This is a genomic window from Haloparvum alkalitolerans (assembly GCF_055381565.1).
The window spans coordinates 1,550,529-1,572,389 of the sequence record NZ_AP043938.1; the positions used below are offsets into that span (position 1 = coordinate 1,550,529).

At 68.0% G+C, this 21,861-nt stretch carries 22 protein-coding genes; 11 read left to right on the forward strand and 11 right to left on the reverse strand.

What is annotated here, in order from left to right:
* Positions 1 to 130 precede the first annotated feature (130 nt).
* Positions 131 to 4,147 carry a DNA polymerase domain-containing protein gene (locus ACZ432_RS10145; protein WP_426962417.1) on the forward strand — a complete coding sequence of 1,339 codons (4,017 nt, stop codon included), beginning with the start codon at positions 131 to 133 and terminating at the stop codon, positions 4,145 to 4,147.
* Positions 4,148 to 5,291: 1,144 nt separating this feature from the next.
* Here the strand turns inward: ACZ432_RS10145 and ACZ432_RS10150 are convergent.
* On the reverse strand, positions 5,292 to 5,777 hold the full coding sequence (locus ACZ432_RS10150; RefSeq protein WP_426964487.1) for a DUF7321 family protein: 486 nt from the start codon (positions 5,775 to 5,777) through the stop codon (positions 5,292 to 5,294).
* Between the two features lie 106 nt (positions 5,778 to 5,883).
* On the opposite strand from ACZ432_RS10150, the gene ACZ432_RS10155 reads away from it, so the two are divergent.
* The 7 genes from ACZ432_RS10155 to ACZ432_RS10185 all read left to right on the forward strand — a co-directional run bounded on the left by ACZ432_RS10155 (position 5,884) and on the right by ACZ432_RS10185 (position 10,216).
* Positions 5,884 to 6,663 carry a DUF7319 domain-containing protein gene (locus ACZ432_RS10155; RefSeq protein WP_426964488.1) on the forward strand — a complete coding sequence of 260 codons (780 nt, stop codon included), beginning with the start codon at positions 5,884 to 5,886 and terminating at the stop codon, positions 6,661 to 6,663.
* A 126-nt stretch (positions 6,664 to 6,789) separates the two neighbouring features.
* Positions 6,790 to 7,419: a plastocyanin/azurin family copper-binding protein gene (locus ACZ432_RS10160; protein WP_426964489.1), complete on the forward strand. Its 630-nt coding sequence runs from the start codon at positions 6,790 to 6,792 to the stop codon at positions 7,417 to 7,419.
* A complete protein-coding gene (locus tag ACZ432_RS10165; RefSeq protein ID WP_426964490.1) occupies positions 7,419 to 7,811 on the forward strand; it encodes a DUF7318 family protein in 393 nt (130 codons plus the stop codon). The genes ACZ432_RS10160 and ACZ432_RS10165 overlap by 1 nt, the downstream gene beginning before the upstream one ends.
* A 6-nt stretch (positions 7,812 to 7,817) precedes the next feature.
* Positions 7,818 to 8,627 (forward strand): cytochrome b, encoded by an 810-nt coding sequence (locus tag ACZ432_RS10170; protein WP_426964491.1) that lies wholly within the window; start codon positions 7,818 to 7,820, stop codon positions 8,625 to 8,627.
* 4 nt (positions 8,628 to 8,631) lie between these two features.
* Positions 8,632 to 9,396, forward strand: coding sequence for a cytochrome b family protein (locus ACZ432_RS10175; RefSeq protein WP_426964492.1), 765 nt, complete (start codon positions 8,632 to 8,634; stop codon positions 9,394 to 9,396).
* Positions 9,397 to 9,507: 111 nt separating this feature from the next.
* Positions 9,508 to 9,954, forward strand: coding sequence for a DUF7315 family membrane protein (locus ACZ432_RS10180; RefSeq protein WP_426964493.1), 447 nt, complete (start codon positions 9,508 to 9,510; stop codon positions 9,952 to 9,954).
* A complete protein-coding gene (locus ACZ432_RS10185) occupies positions 9,947 to 10,216 on the forward strand; it encodes a DUF7314 family protein (protein ID WP_426964494.1) in 270 nt (89 codons plus the stop codon). The genes ACZ432_RS10180 and ACZ432_RS10185 overlap by 8 nt, the downstream gene beginning before the upstream one ends.
* 294 nt (positions 10,217 to 10,510) lie before the next feature.
* Here the strand turns inward: ACZ432_RS10185 and ACZ432_RS10190 are convergent, their stop codons facing one another.
* The 5 genes from ACZ432_RS10190 to ACZ432_RS10210 form a co-directional block, all read right to left on the reverse strand.
* Positions 10,511 to 10,951, reverse strand: coding sequence for a DUF7313 family protein (locus ACZ432_RS10190; protein WP_426964495.1), 441 nt, complete (start codon positions 10,949 to 10,951; stop codon positions 10,511 to 10,513).
* Positions 10,952 to 11,006: 55 nt separating this feature from the next.
* On the reverse strand, positions 11,007 to 11,729 hold the full coding sequence (locus ACZ432_RS10195; RefSeq protein ID WP_426964496.1) for an NAD(+)/NADH kinase: 723 nt from the start codon (positions 11,727 to 11,729) through the stop codon (positions 11,007 to 11,009).
* Positions 11,730 to 11,781: 52 nt separating this feature from the next.
* A complete protein-coding gene (locus ACZ432_RS10200; protein WP_426964497.1) occupies positions 11,782 to 13,101 on the reverse strand; it encodes a M28 family peptidase in 1,320 nt (439 codons plus the stop codon).
* A 210-nt stretch (positions 13,102 to 13,311) separates the two neighbouring features.
* Positions 13,312 to 13,899, reverse strand: a complete 588-nt coding sequence (locus ACZ432_RS10205) for a DUF420 domain-containing protein (protein ID WP_426964498.1) — start codon at positions 13,897 to 13,899, stop codon at positions 13,312 to 13,314.
* 102 nt (positions 13,900 to 14,001) lie between these two features.
* Positions 14,002 to 14,706: a DUF6663 family protein gene (locus tag ACZ432_RS10210; RefSeq protein ID WP_426964499.1), complete on the reverse strand. Its 705-nt coding sequence runs from the start codon at positions 14,704 to 14,706 to the stop codon at positions 14,002 to 14,004.
* Between the two features lie 156 nt (positions 14,707 to 14,862).
* Here ACZ432_RS10210 and ACZ432_RS10215 point away from each other — a divergent pair, with 156 nt between their 5' ends.
* On the forward strand, positions 14,863 to 15,486 hold the full coding sequence (locus ACZ432_RS10215) for a methyltransferase domain-containing protein (RefSeq protein WP_426964500.1): 624 nt from the start codon (positions 14,863 to 14,865) through the stop codon (positions 15,484 to 15,486).
* A gap of 111 nt (positions 15,487 to 15,597) precedes the next feature.
* Here the strand turns inward: ACZ432_RS10215 and ACZ432_RS10220 are convergent, their stop codons facing one another.
* Both ACZ432_RS10220 and ACZ432_RS10225 read right to left on the reverse strand, forming a co-directional pair.
* Positions 15,598 to 16,320 carry a queuosine precursor transporter gene (locus ACZ432_RS10220; protein WP_426964501.1) on the reverse strand — a complete coding sequence of 241 codons (723 nt, stop codon included), beginning with the start codon at positions 16,318 to 16,320 and terminating at the stop codon, positions 15,598 to 15,600.
* Positions 16,317 to 16,544 (reverse strand): ribbon-helix-helix domain-containing protein, encoded by a 228-nt coding sequence (locus tag ACZ432_RS10225; protein WP_426964502.1) that lies wholly within the window; start codon positions 16,542 to 16,544, stop codon positions 16,317 to 16,319. The genes ACZ432_RS10220 and ACZ432_RS10225 overlap by 4 nt, the downstream gene beginning before the upstream one ends.
* A 286-nt stretch (positions 16,545 to 16,830) precedes the next feature.
* On the opposite strand from ACZ432_RS10225, the gene ACZ432_RS10230 reads away from it, so the two are divergent.
* Together ACZ432_RS10230 and ubaA are read left to right on the forward strand one after the other, a co-directional pair.
* A complete protein-coding gene (locus tag ACZ432_RS10230; RefSeq protein WP_426964503.1) occupies positions 16,831 to 17,421 on the forward strand; it encodes a 50S ribosomal protein L15e in 591 nt (196 codons plus the stop codon).
* A gap of 162 nt (positions 17,422 to 17,583) precedes the next feature.
* Positions 17,584 to 18,396 carry an SAMP-activating enzyme E1 gene (gene ubaA / locus ACZ432_RS10235; RefSeq protein WP_426964504.1) on the forward strand — a complete coding sequence of 271 codons (813 nt, stop codon included), beginning with the start codon at positions 17,584 to 17,586 and terminating at the stop codon, positions 18,394 to 18,396.
* Between the two features lie 40 nt (positions 18,397 to 18,436).
* Here the strand turns inward: ubaA and ACZ432_RS10240 are convergent, their stop codons facing one another.
* Genes ACZ432_RS10240 through ACZ432_RS10250 form a run of 3 tightly spaced genes read right to left on the reverse strand, consistent with a single transcriptional unit; the run spans position 18,437 to position 21,798 of the window.
* Positions 18,437 to 19,552, reverse strand: coding sequence for a sugar ABC transporter permease (locus tag ACZ432_RS10240; RefSeq protein WP_426964505.1), 1,116 nt, complete (start codon positions 19,550 to 19,552; stop codon positions 18,437 to 18,439).
* Entirely contained in the window at positions 19,552 to 20,514 is a 963-nt protein-coding gene (locus tag ACZ432_RS10245) for a carbohydrate ABC transporter permease (protein WP_426964506.1), read from the reverse strand. Before ACZ432_RS10245 ends, ACZ432_RS10240 begins: the two co-directional genes overlap by 1 nt.
* A gap of 3 nt (positions 20,515 to 20,517) precedes the next feature.
* Positions 20,518 to 21,798, reverse strand: coding sequence for an extracellular solute-binding protein (locus ACZ432_RS10250; protein ID WP_426964507.1), 1,281 nt, complete (start codon positions 21,796 to 21,798; stop codon positions 20,518 to 20,520).
* Positions 21,799 to 21,861: the final 63 nt, after the last annotated feature.

A 21,861-nucleotide genomic window follows, 5' to 3' on the forward strand; every position in this document is an offset into this window, starting at 1 on the left:
AGCGGGCCAGTTCCCATCGGGCGAGCCGACCGCCCCCGGGCGATTCGCTACGGAGCACGCAGGCGCTCCTCGGGACGGCCGCGGGGGGCGAAAGGCCGACCTTTTTAGCCGGGTGCGCCAAAGGGCGCCCATGACTCAGAGCGGGCTCTCGGACTTCGGTTCGGACGGCGCGGACGGCGGGGAGGGCCCCGACGACCGCCCGGACGACGTGACCGAGGAGGCGCGCGTCGTCGCCGGCAACGGCCGCGGGCGCGTCAGCGACGTGGTCGACGTCGACGAGGCGAAGTTCCCGGACTCGACCGGGACGGTCGAACTGATGATCACGCAGGTCGACTACGCCGTGGAGGGCCACGGCGCCGGCGAGTACCCCGTCGTCCACGTCTTCGGCCGCCGGCCGGTCGAGGACGGCGACGACGTGACCGAGCACATCCGCGTCCTCGGCGTAGAGCCGTACTTCTACGTCCCGACGGAGGACCTCGACCGTGACCCCGAGGAGGCGTACGACGTGGTGATCGGTACCCGCGAGGCGGACCCCGACGGCGACCCCTACGAGAGCATCCGCGGCGAACCGCTCACGAAGATCGTGACGCGGACGCCCCGCGACGTGGGGACCATCCGCGACGACTTCGAGACCTCCTTCGAAGCGGACATCCTCTTCCCGAACCGCTTCCTGATCGACAACGGGATCAACGGCGGGATCCGCATCGAGGAGCGTCGCCTCGACGACGGCCGCCTGCAGGTCCACGAGGGCCACCTCGAACCGGCCGCGGTCGACGCGGAGATGCGCGTCCACAACCTCGACATCGAGGTCGACGACCGCAACGGCTTCCCCGAGGACGGCGAGGAGCCGATCATCTGTCTCACCAGCCACGACTCCTACCGCGACGAGTACGTCGTCTGGCTGTTCGAGTCGGACGACGCCGCGGTCGAACCCCCCGACGAACTCCCGGGCTACGAGGGGCTCGTGAGCGACGTGACCTTCGAGGTCCGAACCTTCGACGACGAACCGGCGATGCTCGACGACTACGTCGACTACCTCGTTGAGACGGACCCGGACATCCTGACGGGGTGGAACTTCGAGGACTTCGACGCCCCCTACCTCCTCGACCGGATGGAGGAGGTCGCGAAACGCCCGGACCACGACCGCGACCTCTCGCTCGACCGCCTCTCCCGTATCGGCGAGGTGTGGCGCTCCGGGTGGGGCGGCCCCGACATCAAGGGCCGCGTCGTCTTCGACCTGCTGTACGCCTACAAGCGCACGCAGTTCACGGAGCTGGAGTCGTACCGGCTCGACGCGGTCGCGGAGATGGAACTCGGCGCGGGCAAGGAGCGCTACGCCGGCGACATCGGCGACCTCTGGGAGCAGGACCCCGAGCGCCTGCTGGAGTACAACCTCCGCGACGTGGAGCTGTGCGTCGAGATCGACCGCAAGCAGGACGTGATCGCCTTCTGGGACGAGGTGCGGAAGTTCGTCGGCTGCAAGATCGAGGACGCGCCGACCCCTGGCGACACCGTCGACGTGTACGTCCTCCACAAGGCGTTCGGCAAGTTCGCGCTCCCCACGAAGGGCCAACAGGAGTCCGAGGAGTTCGAGGGGGGCGCCGTCTTCGACCCCATCACCGGCGTCAAGGAGAACGTCACCGTGCTGGACTTGAAGAGCCTCTACCCGATGTGCATGGTGACGATCAACGCCGGCCCGGAGACGAAGGTCGACCCCGAGGCGTTCGACGGCGAGACGTACGTCGCCCCCAACGGGACCCACTTCCGCAAGCAGCCGGACGGCATCATGCGCGAGATGGTCGACGAACTGCTCAGCGAGCGCGAGGACAAGAAGGCGCTCCGCAACGAGCACGACCCCGACAGTCAGGCGTACGAGCAGTACGACCGCCAGCAGGCGGCCGTGAAGGTCATCATGAACTGCTTCTCGTCGGACACCGACGTGCTGACGCCGGAGGGCGTCAGGAACATCCGCGATCTCGAGGTCGGCGATGACGTGTACTCGCTGGATCCGGACTCGATGGAGATGGAGGTGAAACCGGTCACCGAGACCCACGAGTACCCGGAGTATCGCGGTGAGATGGTCGACATCGAGACGAGCAAAGTCGACTTCAGCGTCACCCCGAACCATCGCATGCTCGTCCGGAAGGACGACAAGAACGGTGCATCCTGGGAGGACTTCCAGTTCGTGGAAGCCGGTGATCTCAACGACGCCTCGCACTACGAACTCCCGCACGACTGGGACGGTCCGGACGGCGACCCGCTCGACCGCGTCGACCTCACTGAACTGATGGACGGTGACTACGAGGTTTGGTGCGATAACGACATCCACGGCCACACGCTCGCCGCCGAGATCGGGTACTACCCCGACAAGATGCAGAAGCAGGGCGAACAGGGCACCGGCTACGTGTTCAGTGCCGACGAATTCGAGGAACACCGGGAATACCTGGACACCAACTGTTCGAACTTCTACGTCCATGCCGAGCGCGGCCGGAAGTGGATCCCTCGGTTCTACGACGGGGACGACTTTCTCGAACTACTCGCGTGGTACGTCACCGAAGGTTCCGTGTACACCTCTGAGGACAAGCAGTTCGGCGAGAACTTCCGGGGAAGCGCCACGAAGGTGAACATCGCGCAGGACGCGATTCCGGGTGACGCGGTCGCCGATGGTGGCGAGCGGGACGACCACTCGGCCATCGGTGACCTCCTCGACAGGATAGGCTTCGACGCGTACGTCGACGAACGAGGCTATCAGTTCACGTCGAAGCTCCTTGGTGACTGGCTCGTGGACGCGTGCGGGAGCGACAGCTTTCAGAAACGGGTTCCGAACCTGGTGTTCGGCCTGAGCCGGGACCAGAAACAGCTGTTCCTCGACACGCTCATCGCTGGCGACGGTGACCGACAACCGAACAGCTGGCGGTACACGACGTCCAGCGAACGCCTTCGCGACGACGTCCTGCGCCTCTGCGCGCACCTGGGACTGACCGCGAGCGTCAACCACGACAGTGGTTCGTGGCGCATCTACTGCACCGAAAAATCGAAAAACAGCTTCCGGATGCACCGTTCAGGCGGGACGAGCACGGCTGAGGACGGCGCATACTGCGTGACCGTCGAGGACAATCACACCCTGCTTGCCGGCCGGGACGGCAAGTTCCAGTTCGTCGGGCAGTCACTGTACGGCGTCACGGGGTGGGACCGGTTCCGGCTGTACGACAAGGAGGGCGCGGCGGCCGTCACGGCGACCGGCCGCGAGGTGATCGACTTCACCGAGGACGCGGCCGCAGAAATTGACAAAGAAGTTACATATGGGGATACTGACAGTATCATGCTGGAGCTCGGGTCCGACGTGTCCAAAGAGGACGCCATCGAGCAGTCGTTCGCCATCGAGGACCACATCAACGAGTCGTACGACGAGTTCGCACGCGAGGAGCTGAACGCGGAGTTCCACCGCTTCCAGATCGAGTTCGAGAAGCTCTACCGCCGCTTCTTCCAGGCGGGCAAGAAGAAGCGCTACGCGGGCCACATCGTCTGGAAGGAGGGGAAAGACGTCGACGACATCGACATCACGGGCTTCGAGTACAAGCGGTCGGACATCGCGCCGATCACCAAGGAGGTGCAAAAGCACGTCATCGAGCTCATCGTCACCGGCGACGACATCGACGCCGATCTGGAGGAGGTGACGACCTACCTCTCGGACGTCATCGACGACTTCCTGACCGGGAACATGGACTTGGAGAAGGTGGGCATCCCCGGCGGCATCGGCAAGCGGCTCGACGCCTACGACACCGACACCGCGCAGGTCCGCGGCGCGAAGTACGCCAACCTCCTGCTCGGCACGAACTTCGACCGCGGCTCGAAGCCGAAACGGCTCTACCTGGAGAAGGTCCACCCCGACTTCTGGCAGCGGATGGAGAACGAGCGCGGGCTCGACCCCCAGACGGACCCGCTGTACGGCGAGTTCAAGCGCGATCCGGACGTCATCTGCTTCGAGTACGCCGACCAGATCCCCGAGGAGTTCGCGGTCGACTGGGAGAAGATGCTCGACAAGACCCTGAAAGGTCCCATCGAGCGCGTCATCGAGGCGCTGGGCACTTCGTGGGAAGAGGTCAAGACCGGCCAGGAGCAGACCGGTCTCGGCTCGTTCGTCTGACGACTGGCGATACGTTGATCTTTGTGTGAAAAAGCGGTTCTCCGTGTGTGGCGTGAACGCGTAGGAGACCTCAGACAGCCCGCGATACGCTGGTGTTTGTGTGGTCAAACGTCTTGCTGCGCTTGCTGCCAACCCAGAAAGCCCTCGGCCGCTCGCGGCCGCTGAGCAACATATCGGCGCTCTCCGACCGGCGAGACAACCCGCGTCTCGCTGCCCTCCGGCGTGCAGTGGCGCGCCGAAAATCGGAGATTTTCGAGCCGCCGTTCGCTCCGCACCGCGCTCACGGCGACGCCGGAGACACAGACCGCGCCGATAGAGGTTGCTCAGCGACTCCCCTCCGGCGCGACCGGCCTCGCCCTTTCAGTCCGCCGCGAGACAAACCGCGTCTCGCGAGCCTCCGGCGTGCAGTAGCGCGCCGGAGACGCCAGGACGTGGTTCGTCCGTTCGGTCGTCGCGACTGGCTGCTCGGTGAGTCTCCACATTGGCTGTCGAGGCACGCGTGGCCTCACACCTCCCCAGCCTCAGCCGCCCGCGGCCTTCGCGTTGCTCCGGCCGCGGGCGGGCTTCCCTCGCGCGCGTTGCTCGCGCGCGCGCCAAGCGCGGGACAGCCGGCGAGCCGACGTGTCGAAGAACGAGCGATCAGGCTGCACTCACGGCGGGAGTTCTGCCTAATACGCGAAAAACGTTCGTCCCGCGGTGGCGCGGTCGGCGCGCGCCGCGGCGACCGCAACGCGTGTCGCCGCGACCGTGCGAGGGAGGGCGCGGGCCGGCCGCCTGCGCTGCGGTTTCGCGGCCGGCCCGCGGCCGAGGCTGGGGAGGCGTGAGGCTGCGGTGCTGTGCGGTCGCGGGGCGGTGGGTGGGACTGAAAGGGGCAGCCGGCTCGGTCCGGCCCCGACGACGTAAGCACCGCAGTCCCGCGGCGACCCTGTGTCGCCGCGACTGTTCGAGGAGCGTGGTTCGAAAGAGCAAAGCTCTTTCGTCATCCCGAAAATCTCCGATTTTCGGACGACAGCGAGGCGCGGCCGGTCGAGCCGGCTGGGGCTTTCGAGGTGTTGCTGTCACCAGTAGTGAGGCTGCCACCAGTCACGGAACAGTCACAAACGCAGTGACGAGCAACACCAACCCCACTCACAACGCCATAGTCTCACGCCACGTACAGCAGGTAGAACCGGTAGAGCCCCGAGATCCACGCGAGGATCCACAGCAGCGTGAAGCCGAAGACGCCGACGCGGAGGCGGGTTCGCCAGTGGCTCATGTTCTCGTGGAGTTCGTCGATGTCCGCGGTCGCCTCGGCCGCGGGGTCGTCGTAGAGGTCCGCGTCCCGCTTCGCCTGAAAGATGCGGACGATGCCGGTGAGTGCGAACGTCAGGAGGGCGTACGCCTGCAGGCCGAGGAACGCGTGGACCGCGGCGAGCCCGGAGAGCTGCTCGAACAGCCGCGGGAGCATCCACCCGACGAGCGGGACCGTCGTGAGCACCAGCCCCGTGACCACGAACTTGAGGTGGTAGATCAGCAGGTCCCACGTGACCAGTTCGGCGTCGATCATCACCCACGCGCCGTAGAGGAAGAAGGGGAGGCTCGCGGTGACGGCGAGGGCGGTAACGGCCGCGGCGAGGGGCATCTCGGCCATCTACCGTGGCGGTTGGTGGGCGGGCGCGTAAAGCCTCCCGGTTCCGCCCGATGCGGTCCGGCGGGAGGACGAAAACGGTTACCCTGCGCGTCCCGTACGCCCGCCAATGACCGACACCGACCCGTCCGGTGAGGGCGCGGGGAACGCCGGCCCGGCCGCGGACGAGGACGCCGACCTCGAAGCCCTCCGGCGCGAGGTGGAGGAGACGTACGACTTCGAGGAGTTCGGCCCCGCGGACATGGCGTCGATGACGGGCGACGAATGGGAGGCCGTCTTCGACGCCGACACGTGGATCACCGGACCCGAGCTCCTCGACCGGGTGGAGCGGACGCTCCAGTCCCGGATCGCGAGCCGCGAGGTGTTCGGCGTGCTCGACCGGATCGTCGAGGAGGACGAGGAGCGACTGGTGCTCTACTCGGACGAGGGGTACGCGGTCGTCCGACCGACCGGCGAGGTGCGCGGCCGCGGCACCGTGTTACAGGAAATCGAGCCCACGGTCGTGCTCTGTTCGATGGAGAGCTACGATCCGCCGACGCCGCCCGAGAACTGGGAGCTACCGGACCCCGAGGAGGTCGAGAGCGGTTCCGGCGAGCTCGGGAACCTGATGATGCAGGCCATCGCCGGGACGCAGCTGCTGGCGGGCGTGGCGCTCGTCGGGGCGTGGCTCTTCCTCGGCGTGGAGACCCTCTTCGCGCCCTTGGTCGGTGGGCTGTTCGCGCTCGCGGGACTGTTCCTGTTCTCGACGGTCGCGAACGCCCGGCTCTCGGACCGGTTTCGCTCCGAGGAGTACCGCGAGCGACTCCGCGCGCTGCAGGCTGCCGAGGAGCGCGAGGGGTACCTCCCCGAGGGTGTCGAGGAGGGGGGCGACTCGGGGGCGGATCGCTGACCGATCCGGCCGGCCCGCGGCGGCACCCAGACCGCCGAGAACGCCGTACTGAGCCGCGAGCGCGTCGTCCCGACGACCGGCGATAGTCGGTGGGTTTAAGCGCAGGCCGTCCTGACTTCTGACCGTATGAAACGGCGGGACTTTATGCGTACGGCCGGCGGGGCGACGGCCGCGGCCGCGGCTACCTCCGCTGCGGCCGGGACGGCGGCAGCCCAGGAGGTACAGCCCGACTGGCCAAGCGCCGTGGAGGGCAACGTCAACACCTATCTCGACGCCCGCGGACAGGACGAAGTGACGGTCTCGGTCGGTGCCGGCGACGGGCTGGCGTTCGACCCGACCAAGATCTGGGTCGACCCCGGAACGACGATCATCTGGGAGTGGGTCGGTGCGGGCGGCGACCACAACGTGCACGCGGTCGACGGCCCCGCGTCCTTCGAGAGCGAGATCGTCGGCGAGGAGGGGCACACCTTCGAGTACGAGACCAGCGAGGAGGACGCGGGAATCACCCACTACCAGTGTGACCCGCACTCCTCGACCGGCATGCACGGCGGGATCGCGGTCGGCGAGGACGTCCCCACCGTGGAGGTCGGCGGCCCGAGCAACGGCTGGCCCGAGGACATCCACGACATCGGCGTCCCGCTCCATCCGCACTGGGTCGGCCTCGTCTCCGGGGTCGGCATCTCGCTGACGATCGTGTTCACGTTCTACGCGCTGAAGTACGGTGAAACCGCCCACGCCGGGCACGGGAGGCGCTGATGGCGGGGGACACCTCCTCCTACGGCGACATCCACCGCTACGAGCCCGCCCGCGAGAGCACCGCCGCCGCGATCGGGATCGTCCTGCTGACGATCATCGAGATCGCGTTGGTCTTCCTGTTCGTCTACGGGCTGATGTCCGCGTGGGCGTCGACCCTGTTCGGCAACCAGTTCGTCGGCGGCCTGCTGGCGCTGATCTTCATCGACCTGGCGTTCATCCTGCTTCTGTACCGCAAGGAGTTCCTCCCCGACGTGATGGTGGTCAAGAAGCGCCGCCGCAAGTGGGAGGACCTCTACGTCCGCGAGGAGGACGCCGACGGCACCAGTCTCGCTGACGGCGAGGCGGCCTGGGACACGGTGAAACGAGCGATCTACCCCTACTACAAACGGTAACGACCAATGAGCCTCGAAAAGAAAGACGACTTCGACCACGACGCGTGGCTCAAGCGGAAGGACCTGACGCCCGTCGAGACGGCCTTCCTCACCACGCTCATCTGGCTCGACAAGCGGCTGCGCATCGTCGACTACCTCGAACTGCTGGAGACGATGTACTACCGCGTCAACCTGCAGATGCCGAAGAGCCACACGGAACAGTACGACCTCGACAACAAGTTCTGGTACTGGTACCCGCTCTACTCGCTCGGGTCCCTCTCGATCATCGCGTACCTCGTCGCGGCGGTCTCGGGCGCGCTGCTCGGGTTCTACTACTCCCCCTCGACCGCGGGCGCCGCGGCGGCGGGGGACCCGACCGCCGCGTGGATCTCCGTCGAGAGCATCATGAAGGACGTGCAGTTCGGCCTCATGCTCCGCGGGATCCACCGCTGGGCGGCCCAGTTCATGGTCGCCGCGGTGTTCCTCCACATGTTGCGCGTCTACTTCACGGGCGCGTACAAGGAGCCCCGCGAGGTCAACTGGGTGCTCGGTATCGTCCTCATCGGCCTCACCCTGCTGTTCGGGTACACCGGCTACCTGCTCCCGTGGTACCAGCTCTCGTTCTGGGCCGGACAGATCGGCGTCGAGATGGCGCTGGCGACGCCGCTCGTCGGCGAGTGGGCCGCACAGCTCGTGTTCGGCGGCTTCACGCTCGGACAGGCGACGCTCGTGAGAATGTACATCCTGCACGTGTTCCTGCTGCCGTTCGTGGTGACGGCGCTCATCGCGCTCCACGTCGGCATCGTCTGGGTGCAGGGCATCGCGGAACCCCACTAAGCCAATGACCGAATCAGACGACACCACCGAGATCAGAACCGACGGCGGGACGGGCATCGTTCCGCCCGACGACGAGACGCCCGATTGGACGGAACGCAAGGAGCGGAGCCGCGGCCTCTCGCGGCTCACCTACGAGTACTTCGAGCGCTCCCGCCGCGAGGACCAGGACCTCCGGCAGGAGTCCGACTACGTCGAGCGCGACGTGCTCGGCTTCCCGACGTGGCCCCACGAGACGATCCGCAACCTCGCGATCACGAGCTTCTTCGTCGGGATCATCATCCTCGTGGCCGCGGCGCTGCCGCCCGAGTTCATGAACCCGGCGAACCCGAACTCCACGCCCGCGGTCATCCTGCCGGACTGGTACCTCTACTGGTCGTTCGGGCTGTTGAAGCTCAACCCCATCAACCCCGAGCTGGCGGTGCTCGGCGGTGAGAAGGTCCTCTCCGACCAGTTCTACGGGGTCGCCGCCCACGGGGTCATCTTTGGGATCCTCGCGCTGGTGCCGTTCCTCAACAAGGGGAGCGCGCGGCGGCCGGTCGAGCAGCCGTTCTGGTCCGCGGTCGGCATCTCCGGCGTCGTGCTGTCGTTCACGCTGGCGGCGCTGGCCATCCAGAACTTCTTCCCGTTCGAGCTCGAGCTGCTGCTCACGCTCACGTTCACCCTGCCCATCGTCGCGGCGATCCTGACCTACGCCGTCCTCAAGACGATGCGCGAGGGGTACATGTACGACCTCAACAAGCGCTACTACCGGCTGCGCCCGCCGAAGTAGCGCCCGCACGACGCACCGTGACGAGCGACGACCGCCCGGCGCGGCCGGCGTGACTCCGTCACGACCCGCCGTCCCCTATCCACTACCCGCCGTTCCCGCACCACGTTCCTCATGGCCCCACCGTCATCCGATCCGACCGGCGCCGACGAGCGACGCGACGACGAAACTGGCGACCCCCTCCCCAAGGAGGAGCGCCCCGAACCGGAGCCGGTGGGGGCCCGCGAGGGACCGGGCGGCCGCGAGGTGGTCGTCCCGCTGTCGCTGTACAAGGTCGTGACCGTCTTCTCGACGCTCATCGCGGTCGTGACGTTCATCTTCGGCTTCCTACTCTTAGACGCCGCGACGCTCCAGACGAGCACGCTTCGGCGGCTGTTGACGGGGCTTTTGACCGCGGTCGGGGTCACACCGCCCGCGGACACGCTGACCGCCGTGCTCGCGGTCGCGGGTCTCGCCTCGATCACCTTCGGCTCGGCCGTGTACGTCCTGGGAACCCGGTTCCGCGCTCAGGGAATGGGAAAGTCTCAAGAGGACTCCGCCGAAGACTCAGACAATGGCTGACGAATTCATGAAGGGGTTCGCCATCTCGATGGTGGGGGCCCTCGGCTGGTTCTTCTTCGCCGGCTGGTACCGGACGCCCTCGTTCGAGCGGATCCAGCAGCTCACCGTCGAACCGCCGGAGCCGAACGGGATCTACGACGCGGTCGCAATCTTCGCGAGCGACCTGTTCTTCTGGCTGATGGTCCTCGGCCCGCTCACGTTCTGGGTGATCATCCCGGCGCTCCGCGAGCTTCGCCGCAGCCGCGCCGACGCGTCGAACTGACGCAGCGGCCTGCGGTCCCCTTTTGTGGTCCAGCCGAGGTCCGGAGCCGTGGCGCTGCCCGTGCCGGCCGCTCCGCTGCTCCGCCGCCGGCCGCTCCGCTGTCGGCCGCAACGCCGCGAGCTCATCGGCCGGTTCGTTCGGCAGTCGGCGCGAGCAGGTCGTGACGACCAGGACGAACGAAGCGGCTGACCCTGTCGAGGTGCCGGACAGTGACGAGGAACGGTAACTCCGAGAACGACGGGTCGGTCACGCGGGACCACGACGGTCGAACGGGCGGAAGAAGGGGCGCGAGGTTCAGGCGAACAGCGACGACCAGAAAGTCGCGTTCAGCGCCGTGAGGACGTAGTAGGCGGCGTACAGCAGCACGAGCGACGACGCGGCGATGGCGCTTTTGGGGCGCTCGATGGTCATGTCGTTGCGCGCCTCGAGGTTCCGCGCCTCGAACTCGAACACGTCGGCGATGAGCACGGTGACGGCGAACGTCGTCAGCAGGACGCCGCCGGTGGCCTGATACAGCGTGAACAGGCTGCTCAGAAGGACGAGGCCGACGTTCGTGAAGACGTGGGGCAGGAACCGGTCGACGCTGTCGGACGACTCGGCCTGTTCCACGTGCTGTGCGTGGGCGAGGTGGCGCGTCGCCACGTTGGCGAGTGCCAGGACGAGAATGGCGAACGGCAGCACCGGCCCGACCACCTCGATCCAGCCGAGCGGGACGAGGAACTGCAGTGGGTCCATACCGGATAGTCGGACCACGACTCTTTAGAGCTTTTCCAATCGTTCCCCCGGCGAGCTACTCGGCGGACGGCGCGCCCGACGGCACGCGCACGAGGGGCACGTCCCCGCCGGCCGTCACCTCGACCGGCTCGTGTGCGGGGACGGTCCGCCGGACCTCATCGTCGACCACGAGCTCGACGGGTCCCTCGTCGCGTTCGACGGTCAGGGTCACGCGGTCCGGAACCACCCACGTGTCCGACCGGGTTTCGAACGGCGCGATCGGGACGACGATCAGCCCGGTGTCGGCCGCGAGCTTGGCGCCGCCGGCGGCCGCCGCGTAGCCGCCGCTCCCCAGCGGCGTGGCTGCGACGACCGCGTCGGCCCGGAAGCTGTCGAGGCGGTCGCCCTCGAGCGTCACGCCGTACTCGGAGATCCGCCCCGGGTCGCCGGTGACGAGCGTCACGTCGAGGAGCGCGTCGCCAACCGTCTCCCCGGCGACCGTGGCCGTGAGGCGCGGGTGGGACACGACGCGCCCCTCGCCGCGGATCAGGCGATCCAGGGCCGTCGGCGCGCGCTGCGGAGGTACCGAATGGGGAGAGTCGCCGACATCGACCGGGAGGATGGGCGTTCCAGCCACCGTCTCGGTCGCCTCGCGGAGCGCCGGCTCGCCCGCGGCGACGACGGCGTCCGCGTCGGCCGTTCGGACGACCGATCCGCCCGCCTCGCGGACCGCGGTCCGAAGAGCGTCGTCGCCGCCGAGGACGGCTATCTCGACGAACTGCGTACCCGGCTGATTCATAATCGTCCCTCTGGCGGGGGCGGCAAAAAGACCGCGGGACGCAGCGGGTACGCTAGAACGGCCAGTCGCCGGTGACCTTCATCCCCTCGGCCTTGTTCTCCTCCTCCAGCGCGGCCGCGATCGCGGCGGTGTCGCGCGGCTCGACGCGCACGTCCGCGCCGGCGAGGTCGACGACCAGCTCGGTCAGCAGGATCGCCTGCTCACGGAGGTTGCGCGACTCGAGCTTGTCGAGCGTGTCGGCGTGTGTGTGGCCCCACCCGCGGCCGCGGTCCTCGGTCTCGCCCGAGACCATGTAGCCCGGGATCCCGCGTTTCACGAACGGCCAGTGGTCGCTGTGGGGAACCAGCTCGCCGCTCGTCGAGACCGGGTGGTCGAAGCGGTCGCTCACGCGGTCGGCCGCCGCCTCGAGCTCGTCGAAGTCGTGGTGATCGAGCTTCAGCGTGCGTCCGAAGACGTTGCTGTCGACGTTGACGACCGCGCGGACGGCCGCTGGGTCGGCCGCCTCGGCCGCGATTCCGGACCCGACCAGTCCAACCTCCTCGGCGCCGAAGGCGGTCAGCTTCACGCGCGTGTCGAGTTCGTCCTCGCGGGCGGCGAGCGCGCGGGCGACCTCGACGATCGTCGCCGTGCCGGCGCCGTTGTCCATCGCGCCCTCGGCGATGTCGTGGGCGTCGGCGTGCGAGGAGACGACGAGGTACTCCTCCGTGTCGGGGCCGAGTTCGGCGACGGCGTTGCCGCTGGTCGCCTCCGGCACCGCGCAGTCGACGCTTACGGTCGCCGTCTCGCCCTCGTGTTCGCGGACGAGGCGAGCCCCGGTCTCCTTGCTCACGCCGACCGCGGGGATCTCGCCGATCGGCGCCGCTTCGGAGCCGACGCTCCCGGTGGGCGGGAGCTGTCCGTCGACGTGGTTCGTGAAGACGAACGCCGCGGCGCCACCCTCGACCGCGTAGTAGTACTTCTCGCGGCGGTGGATGAACCGGTCGAAGTCGTCGGGGACGGTGGTCGAGACGGTTACGACCTTGCCGGCCACGTCGGTCTCCTCGAAGTCCGACGGGAGGCCGTAGCCGAGGTCGACGAACTCGCCGGTCGCCTCGCCGGAGGGACTGCGCGGCAGCGCGATACACTCGTGGGCGCGGTCGGCGACGGGCGTTCCGTTCACCGCGATCGCGGAGTCGCCGCGCTCCCAGCCCTGCAGGTCGAACTCCTCGATGCGCGCGTTCCGGGCGCCCGCGTCCGCGAAGGCGTCTCGGGTCGCCTCCAGCGCCGCCCGCTCGCCCGCGGAACCGGCCATGCGGTCGCCGATGCCGACGAGCGTCTCCAGGTGGTCCCAGCCGACGGTGCTCGTGAACGTCTCGCCGATCCAGTCGGTCATGGCTCCCGGTCTCGGGGGCGCGCCGCTAAGGGTTTCGGTGGCGGACAGCCGACACGGGATCCCCGACCCCGCGGCGCGGCCGTGCCGGAGTCCGCGCTCCGCGCCGGGGGCGACGCTGGCGCACGGGGCGTCTGCCTTGCTCTCCGTGAAAAGGGTCGGGGGAGGCGTCGGTTGCGGCGGGCTATCGGGCCTCGGACCGCGGACGACGACTCAGTAGGTGTACGCGTAGACGTGGTTGAGAAGCAGGTACGTGATCACGCCGAGCACGAGCGAGAGCACCCACGAGCCGGCCGCGATCCGGCCGACGCGGGCGTGGGGCGTCTCCGTCCGGAGTTCGCGCTCGCTGTGAATGATCCCGAGGATGATGGCGTACAGCACCACGGGCACCGCGAGGATGGACAGCAGGATGTGGACCGCGAGCATGAGGAAGTAGGCGTACGAGACCAGTTCCGGGCCGGCGAATCGCTTCGTCCCGCCGCCCGCGACGCGCGGCACGTAGATGCCGAGGAACAGCAGGATGAGCGCGAACGAGGTCGACATCGCGGCCGCGTGCTTTCGCACCTCCCCCTGCCGGATCCAGTACCACCCGAGCACGAGCGTGGCCACGGTCATCGTGTTGACGACGGCGATGGCGTGGGTCAGCAGGTTCACCGTCTCACGCGAGAGGTCGGGAAAAAGCGCCGCGAACGAGGGGACGAGAAAGACGCCGAGGACGACGCCGTACCCCACGACGGTCAGCAGCGCGGTGAGGATTCCGGGGTGCCGCTTCGCCCACGTCGTCGTGCCGGAGGAAGCCATGGTCGGGATTGGGCCGGACGCATAATCCGTCTTCGGGTTCGACGCGGGACGAGTTGCCGGCGGGCGTCCGGCCGACGGCGATCTCGGGGACGCTCCCTCCCGTCAGGGGTCGTCGCCGTAGACGCCGGCGTCCTCGCCGGCGGCGCCGAGCTGGTCGACCAGCCCCGACCGGATGTCGTAGGTGTCGCGGATCGTGCTCGCGAGCACGCCCTCGCGCGCGAAGACGACGTACACCGCGACGTAGTCGTACGCGTCGGGGCGCATCAGGAACACCGCACGCGGCCGGCCGTCGTCGAGCCGCGCGTTCACACGGGCGATCAGCGGTTCGAGGGGGACCGTTCCGTCCCGGAGGTCCGCGAGCAGGTCGCGGCCCGGCGGGTCCGCGAAGCAGTAGAGCGCGCCGTTGGGGTCGCCGTCCTGTCCCCGTGTCGTCAGCGAGGTCATCGCCTCGCCGTTCGCGCGCGCGGCCTGCCACGCCTCGGTCGCGGCGTCGAACATCCCCGTCACGCCGTCGGCGACCTCGATCCGCGTCTCGCGTTCCACTTCGACCGCCTCGAAGCGCGCGTCGCCGTCGTCCCACGCCAGCGTCGCCGCGACGACGTAACCCGGGCGAAGCGCCCCGACGGTCGCCCCGAGGTCGCCCGCGTACCCCTCGGCGTCGACGTGGACGCGGTCGTAGGCCGCCTCCGCGTCCGGTTCGGTGGGGTCGACCGGCCCCGGCTCGTCGGGCAGCTCCACGAGCACGAACGTCCCCTCGGCCTCGCGCTCGTCGAGCACCCGGAACCGGCCCTCCGTGGTCGGTTGCATGGGGACGCGTAGACCGTCAGGGCGGATAAGGGGGTCGGAGTCGGACCGGTCGGACCGGGAGCCGCCTCGCCCGACTGAGCGGCTCGTCCGCGCGGACGGACCGGCGGCCGCCCCGGATCCGCACCGTTATGGGCCGGCCGCCCCAACGAACGCGCGATGGGACTCCTCGAGGACAAGGCCCGGGCCCGCCTGTTCTACAAGTACCTCTCGAAGGTGTACGACCGGATCAACCCCTTCGTCTGGAACGAGGCGATGCGCGACGAGGCGCTGGAGTGGCTCGACGTGCAGGAGGGCGACCGCGTGCTCGACGTGGGCTGTGGCACCGGCTTCGGCACCGAGGGCCTGCTGCGGTACACCGACGACGTGCACGGGCTCGACCAGAGCGTCCACCAGATGGAGAAGGCGTTCGAGAAGTTCGGCAGGCGCGACCGCGTGCACTTCTACCGCGGCGACGCCGAACGGCTCCCGTTCGCGGACGACTCCTTCGACGCCGTCTGGTCGTCCGGCTCCATCGAGTACTGGCCCGAACCGGTCGAGGGGCTCCGGGAGATCCGCCGCGTCGCCAAGCCCGGTGCGACGGTCCTCGTCGTCGGTCCGGACTACCCGAACTCCAAGCTGATGCGGAAGGTCGCCGACGCGATCATGCTGTTCTACGACGCCGAGGAGGCCGACCGCATGTTCGAGGCCGCCGGCTACGAGGAGTTCGAACACCACATCCAGCAGGCCAAACCCGGCAGCCCGAAGGCGATCACGACCGTCGCGACCGTCTCCGAGGAGTAGCGCGAGACGCCCGCTTTCGCCGGGGCGCTTTTCTGTCCCTGCGGGGGCGCTTTTCTGTCCCTGCGGGGGCGCTTTTCCGTCTCCCGGTTGCGCCGGCTCGCGGCGTCTCGACTACTCCCGCACCGCGCCCACGACGAGGTAGACGAACGGCGTGTCGACGAGCGCGATCAGGAGCTTCAGCAGGTACTGCCCGACGACGAGGCCGACCACGACCGCGGTCGGGGGCGCGTCGCCGATGCCGAACAGGGCGGGGGCGGCGACGAACGCGACGCCGACGAAGATGACCGTGTCGATGGCCTGGCTGCTCGCGGTGGAGGCGACGTTGCGCAGCCAGAGGTAGTCGCCGTCGGTGCGCTCGCGGATCGCGTGGAAGACGACCACGTCCCAGTTCTGGCTGACGACGTACGCCAGCAGGCTCCCGGCGACGATGTTCGTCGCGGGCGCGAGCGCGGCCGCGAAGGTGTCCGCGAACTCGGGGTTCGCGGCCGGGGCCGCGAGCGTCGACCACACCAGCGCGAGCACGACGAAGTTCATCGCGAACGCGACGTTCACCATCACCTGCGCGGCGCGGCGGCCGTACAGCTCCGCGTAGCAGTCCGACGCGAAGAAGGTGAGCGCGTACGCCAGCGCCGCGCCCGGGAGCATGATCTCGGCGCCGACCGCGGGCAGTCCGAACGGCAGGGGGAACGCGAGGATCTTGGCCGCGGTCAGCTGTGCGGTCGCCAGCGCCGTGACGAACAGCGCCACGAGGCCGACCTGCGCGACCGCGGCGCGGTCGACCGGCGTCGTGCCGGGCGCGACGCCCGGACCGCCCGACCCGTCCGCCCGACTCATTCGGCGTCCTCCGGGCCGGCGTCCGTCGCGTCGCCGGCGCTCCCGTCCGCCGCCTCGTCCTCCAGCCGCCCGTGGCGCTCGTCGATCTCGTCCAGCAGGTCCAGCGTCTTCCTGATCGACGCCCGCACGGCGTCGCTCCGGTTCACGAACTTCCCGTCCTCGCCGACGTGCTCGTCGAGGTCCGCGAGCAGCTCGTCGGGGATCTCGACGCTTATCTTGCTCATGGCCGGGTATTCTCTGAAGAATAGTTAAGCGGTACGGTCGCCGTGTCGGGTGGTTCGGAGCCCCCGCGGAACTTCGGCTCGCGGGGCGTGGGGTCGTCCCGCACGCTCGCGCGGATGCGAAGTGGTTAAAACGGTTCGCCGGGTAGACCCGACAACTCGCTGGTACGGGCGTCCAGCGGGCACCCGCCGCTCCCGGCCGCCTCGCGGCCGGAGGACGGGACGAAATGTGGTCCGGAACGCGGCGCGCGCCGCCAGGACTGAATCGGAAGCGTCCGTGGACAACACTATGGCACGAAGTTTCTACTCGCACATCAAGGAAGCGTGGCGCTCCCCCAAGGAGGGGAAGCTCGCCGAACTGCAGTGGCAGCGCAAACAGGAGTGGCGCGAACAGGGCGCCATCGAGCGCATCGAGCGCCCCACCCGCCTCGACAAGGCCCGCGAGCTGGGCTACAAGGCGAAGCAGGGCGTCATCGTCGCCCGCGTGGCCGTCCGCAAGGGTGGCTCGCGCAAGGAGCGGTTCACCGCCGGCCGCCGGTCGAAGCGACAGGGCGTGAACCGCCTCTCGCGACGCAAGTCGATCCAGCGCATCTCGGAGGAGCGCGCCTCGCGGAAGTACCGCAACCTGCGCGTGCTCAACTCCTACTGGGTCGGTGAGGACGGCTCCCAGAAGTGGCACGAAGTGATCCTCGTGGACCCCGCTCACCCCGCGATCGAGAACGACGACGACCTCAACTGGATCTGCGACGACGACCACCGGGGTCGCGCCTTCCGCGGACTCACCTCGGCCGGCAGTAAGGGTCGCGGCCAGAACCAGCGCGGCAAGGGCACCGAGCACACGCGGCCGTCCATCTCGGGCGACCGCCGCCGCGGCAAGTAAGCCGCTCCGCGCGGCTCACCGCCGCGGAACCGTCTTCCATTTCTCACCCCGTGAGCGACCGTACCGTCCCCCGCGGTGCGTCCGTGGCGGCCCGGCCGCGCTCCCGCGCCACGCGTGCGCGCCTCCCGCAGCCTTAACTCCGCCAGTTCCGAACGTGTCGGTATGACCCTCTCGCTCGACGCGACGCAGCTCGACCGCTACTCCAGACACATCATCATGGACGAGGTCGGCCCGGAGGGACAGAAGCGCCTGCTCGAGGCCTCGGCGCTGGTGCTCGGCGCGGGCGGGCTCGGCGCGCCCGTCATCCAGTACCTCGCGGCCGCCGGCGTCGGGGAGATCCACCTCGTCGACGACGACGTCGTCGAACGGTCGAACCTCCAGCGACAGGTCGTCCACGCGGACGCGGACGTGGGCGAGCCGAAGGTGGCGTCGGCCCGCCGCTACGTGGAGGCGCTCAACCCGGACGTGGACGTGGTGACCCACGAGACCCGCCTCGACGCGGGCAACGCCCGCGAACTGATCGCCGACCGGGACGTGGTCGTCGACTGCGCGGACAACTTCTCGACGCGGTACGTCGTCAACGACGCCGCGCGCATCGAGGGCGTCCCCGTCGCGCACGGCGCCATCTACAAGTTCGAGGGGCAGGTCACGACGCTGACGCCCGAGGGGCCCTGCTACCGGTGCCTGTTTCCGGAGGCGCCGGAGCCGGGGACGGTACCGGACTGCGCCGCGACCGGCGTGCTCGGCGTGCTCCCGGGGACCGTCGGCTGCATCCAGGCCACGGAGGCGGTGAAGCTCCTGCTCGACGCCGGCGAGCCGCTCGAGGGTCGCCTGCTGTTCTACGACGCGATGGAGATGAGCTTCGAGACGGTGCCGTACCAGCGGAATCCCGACTGTCCGACCTGCGGCGAGGGGGGTATCACGACGCTGGACGGGATCGACTACTCTGCGGGCTGTCGGATCGACGCGGACTGAGCGGAGAAAAAGCGGACCACAACGGGGCGCGGTCGGCGGCTCAGCCTTCCATGCCGCCGAACGAGAGCCCGGACTCGATGTACCGCTGCGCGAACAGGTAGACGAACATCACCGGCGCCGCGAACGTCAGCGCGAACGCCGAGAAGCGCGCCCACGGCACCGAGTACTCGTCGATCAGTGCGAACAGGCCGACCGGGAGGGTGTAGTTCTCCGGCCGAAGCACGGTCTGTGCGACGATGAACTCCATCCATCCTGCGAGGAAGACGAAGATGAAGACGGCCGCGAGGCCGGCCTTCGACAGCGGGAGGATGATCTCCCAGACGACGCGCCACGGCGGTGCGCCGTCCATTACCGCCGCCTCCTCGTAGGAGGGCGGGATCGAGTCCATGAACGTCTTCAGCAGCCACGTGTTGAACGGCACCGCCATCGCGGCGTAGTACACCGCCAGCGCGAACTTGCTGTTGGTCAGGTCGAGCCCGGCGAAGATGGCGAAGACGGCGATGAGCATCGCCAGCCCGAGTCCGCCGCCGACCTGCGTGAACAGGATGTATCCGTACAGCACCTTCCTCCGCATGAGGAACTCTCTGCGGGAGAGTGCGTAGGAGGCGGGAACGATGACGATCATCGCCATGATAACCGTCGGGATCGCGACCGTCAGGGAGTTCCACGCGTACGTCGTGAAGTCGGAGGGGTTCTCGACACCGTAGTCGGCCGCTCGGAACAGCGTCGTCTCGCTCGTCACGACGCTGAGGTCGGTGAACGGGATCGAGACGCGGAGGCTCGGTATCACCACGTCGCCGATGACCCAGACGAACGCGGAGAGATCCATCCCCATCCAGAGGTCGCCCTCGGTCACCAGAAGCACCGGGTTGAACCCGTCGGGGATCACTCTGAAACCGCTGGAGGAGTACAGGGACGCCCCCTCTCCGGACAGCGCCGCCAGCGCGATCCAGTACACGGGGAACATGAGTCCCGCCACCAGCACCAGCGCGCCGAGCGACGAGACCACCGGCGCGACCAGTTGCGAGAAGCCGATCTTTCCACGCCGATAGAGGTCGATCTTGTACTGGCTCTTGTGGTACCAGTCGGCGACCGCCTCGGGGATCGCTTCGAGGTCGTCACGGATCTGGCCGGCGATTGCGGACAGGAGTGACATCAGTGGGCCCCCTCCGCGAGATCGCCTTTTGTTGCGGCCACGATCATGAACAGGCCGATGATGGCCACGGCGGTAAGCATGATCGCCGAGCCTTCACCGAATTCACGGAACTCGAACGCTTCGCGGTAGCCGTACAGCAACACGAGTTCGTTCGCCCGCGCCGGTCCGCCCCGGTTGAAGATGAACGGGATCAGGAACTGCTGGAACGATGCGGCTGCAGTGAGGATCGAGGCGAACATTACCGGTCGCTTGATCGCGGGCATGGTCACGTGCTGGAACCGACTCAGGAATCCGGCCCCGTCGACCTTCGCCGCTTCGTGAAGCTCAGTCGGTACGTTCTGGAGAGCACTCACGGTGATGATCACGAGGAACGGGTACGCGAGCCACATCTCCGTCACGTTGTACGTGAAGAAGGCGAGCCACCTGTCGCTGAACCACGCTATCGGGTCGATCCCGAAGAAGGCCAGAAGCTGGTTCGCGAGACCAAACTGCGCCGAGGAGAAGGCGCCGCGCCAGATGGTGATCGTGAAGATGTTCGGTAGTCCCATCGGGAGAATGACGAGTGCACGCATGAGCCGCTTTCCGCGGACCCAGTGGTGTGTCAGGACCATCGCGATCCCGACGCCCAGCAACACTTTCCCGACCACGCTCGTCGCGACGAAGAGCCAGGTGATGCCGAACGATCGGTAGAATTGGCTGTCGGACAGCAGTTCCGCGTAGTTCGCGAAGCCGACGAAATCGGCCTCCCCGAACACGGTTCCCCACAGGCCCGGCGCGTCTTGGAACATCGTCGAGAGCGCAGCGTCAGTAAACGAGAGCCCGATCAGGTAGACGAGCGGGATCGCAACGAACGACAGGAAAAAGAACAGACCGGGAAGCACCAGAAACAGCGCGAGGTTGTCACTGAGCCACCGGGGAAGCTCGTACTCGCGGACGTGCTGTGCGACGTCGGTCGTCGCCATCGATTATTCCCAGTTCTCGCGGATCCGGCTCTCGGCCTCCGCCATCGCCTCCTCGGGGTCCACGTCGCCGGTGAGCACGTTGAGGATGGCGTCCTCCGTGGGGCTCCACACGTCGTTCATCCGAGGATGCGCCGGCATCGGCGTCCCAGCCGCGGCGGAGGCGGAAAAGCCCTGCACCGCCTCGGGGAGGTCTTCGCTCCCGGCGAGTTCGTCGAGTACGGGGATGAACCCCTGCTCTTCCGCGAGCTCCTGGAGCACGTCGGCGTTGGTGGTGTACCACTGCGCGAAGTCGCGGCCGGCAGCGGCGCGATCCGGATCCTCTTCGATGCCGTCGGCGAAGTAGACCATCTGGATGCCGGAGTAGGGCGCCGGCGTCCCTCCCTCGGGGGCGGGGAGTTCCGCGACGCCGACGTCGAAGTCGACGTTGCCCAACTCCCACGGACCGTTGACCGCGAAGGGAGCGTTCCCCTCGTTGAACACCGCGACCTGCGGTTCGTACTCCGTGTCGTTGGGTGCGTAGGGCCACAGGTCCTCGGTGATCACGCGGAGCCCGCGGAGGGTCTCCTCGTTGGTGAGTCCGAGTTCGTGGCCGTCGGTTCGGTAGTAGAACCCGTCGAAGGCGTGGACGTAGCCGCTGATGAAGTAGGCGTCGATGTTGTACGACAGCCCGTACTGGTTGTTGGCCGGGTCGTGGTGCTCCTCCATGATCGACTTCATCTCCTCGATGGTCTCGGGCGGTTCGTCGACCATCTCCTTGTTGTATAGGAGCGCGACCGTCTCGGCGCTGACGGGGAGCCCGTAGGTCTCTCCCTGGAACTGAGCCGCACCCCGCGCGGCCTCGGTGTACGTTCCGAGGTCGACGTCGAGTTCGTCGGTCTGTGCCGAGAGGAACCCGCTGTCCGCGAAGTCGCCCGCCCAGTCGTGTGCCCACATGAACAGCTCCGGCCCTTCGCCGGTGGGGATGGAGCTGGTGAGCCGGTCCTGCATCTCTGCGATGTCGACGCCCTCGACGGCGTAGTCCGCCGAGCCGTTGTAGTCCGCGATGGCGTCCTCCATCAGCTGAAGTTCGCCCTCCTGTAGCTCGTACCAGAACTCGGCCTCGCCCGCGGGACCGCTCTCACCGTCCGAACTTCCGGAGCCGCTTTCGTCGGTTGCCCCTCCACCGGATCCTCCGGAACCGCCCGACCCGCCGTCGCCGCCGTCGTCCACGCTGACACAGCCGGCCATGCCGACCGCGCCCGTTCCAGCCAGTGCACCGAGCAGTTTTCGCCGTTTCCAAGTCATGGGTGAATCTGTGATGAATAATGAGTTCACTGTTGTAAAGATTAGGGATTGGTTCTCACTCTC

Excerpts from the sequence above, each read along its gene's own strand:
- ACZ432_RS10145 (WP_426962417.1), top strand. The coding sequence starts at position 131 with ATGACTCAGAGCGGGCTCTCGGACTTCGGTTCGGACGGCGCGGACGGC.
- ACZ432_RS10150 (WP_426964487.1), bottom strand. The coding sequence starts at position 5,777 with ATGGCCGAGATGCCCCTCGCCGCGGCCGTTACCGCCCTCGCCGTCACC.
- ACZ432_RS10155 (WP_426964488.1), top strand. The coding sequence starts at position 5,884 with ATGACCGACACCGACCCGTCCGGTGAGGGCGCGGGGAACGCCGGCCCG.
- ACZ432_RS10160 (WP_426964489.1), top strand. The coding sequence starts at position 6,790 with ATGAAACGGCGGGACTTTATGCGTACGGCCGGCGGGGCGACGGCCGCG.
- ACZ432_RS10165 (WP_426964490.1), top strand. The coding sequence starts at position 7,419 with ATGGCGGGGGACACCTCCTCCTACGGCGACATCCACCGCTACGAGCCC.
- ACZ432_RS10170 (WP_426964491.1), top strand. The coding sequence starts at position 7,818 with ATGAGCCTCGAAAAGAAAGACGACTTCGACCACGACGCGTGGCTCAAG.
- ACZ432_RS10175 (WP_426964492.1), top strand. The coding sequence starts at position 8,632 with ATGACCGAATCAGACGACACCACCGAGATCAGAACCGACGGCGGGACG.
- ACZ432_RS10180 (WP_426964493.1), top strand. The coding sequence starts at position 9,508 with ATGGCCCCACCGTCATCCGATCCGACCGGCGCCGACGAGCGACGCGAC.
- ACZ432_RS10185 (WP_426964494.1), top strand. The coding sequence starts at position 9,947 with ATGGCTGACGAATTCATGAAGGGGTTCGCCATCTCGATGGTGGGGGCC.
- ACZ432_RS10190 (WP_426964495.1), bottom strand. The coding sequence starts at position 10,951 with ATGGACCCACTGCAGTTCCTCGTCCCGCTCGGCTGGATCGAGGTGGTC.
- ACZ432_RS10195 (WP_426964496.1), bottom strand. The coding sequence starts at position 11,729 with ATGAATCAGCCGGGTACGCAGTTCGTCGAGATAGCCGTCCTCGGCGGC.
- ACZ432_RS10200 (WP_426964497.1), bottom strand. The coding sequence starts at position 13,101 with ATGACCGACTGGATCGGCGAGACGTTCACGAGCACCGTCGGCTGGGAC.
- ACZ432_RS10205 (WP_426964498.1), bottom strand. The coding sequence starts at position 13,899 with ATGGCTTCCTCCGGCACGACGACGTGGGCGAAGCGGCACCCCGGAATC.
- ACZ432_RS10210 (WP_426964499.1), bottom strand. The coding sequence starts at position 14,706 with ATGCAACCGACCACGGAGGGCCGGTTCCGGGTGCTCGACGAGCGCGAG.
- ACZ432_RS10215 (WP_426964500.1), top strand. The coding sequence starts at position 14,863 with ATGGGACTCCTCGAGGACAAGGCCCGGGCCCGCCTGTTCTACAAGTAC.
- ACZ432_RS10220 (WP_426964501.1), bottom strand. The coding sequence starts at position 16,320 with ATGAGTCGGGCGGACGGGTCGGGCGGTCCGGGCGTCGCGCCCGGCACG.
- ACZ432_RS10225 (WP_426964502.1), bottom strand. The coding sequence starts at position 16,544 with ATGAGCAAGATAAGCGTCGAGATCCCCGACGAGCTGCTCGCGGACCTC.
- ACZ432_RS10230 (WP_426964503.1), top strand. The coding sequence starts at position 16,831 with ATGGCACGAAGTTTCTACTCGCACATCAAGGAAGCGTGGCGCTCCCCC.
- ubaA (WP_426964504.1), top strand. The coding sequence starts at position 17,584 with ATGACCCTCTCGCTCGACGCGACGCAGCTCGACCGCTACTCCAGACAC.
- ACZ432_RS10240 (WP_426964505.1), bottom strand. The coding sequence starts at position 19,552 with ATGTCACTCCTGTCCGCAATCGCCGGCCAGATCCGTGACGACCTCGAA.
- ACZ432_RS10245 (WP_426964506.1), bottom strand. The coding sequence starts at position 20,514 with ATGGCGACGACCGACGTCGCACAGCACGTCCGCGAGTACGAGCTTCCC.
- ACZ432_RS10250 (WP_426964507.1), bottom strand. The coding sequence starts at position 21,798 with ATGACTTGGAAACGGCGAAAACTGCTCGGTGCACTGGCTGGAACGGGC.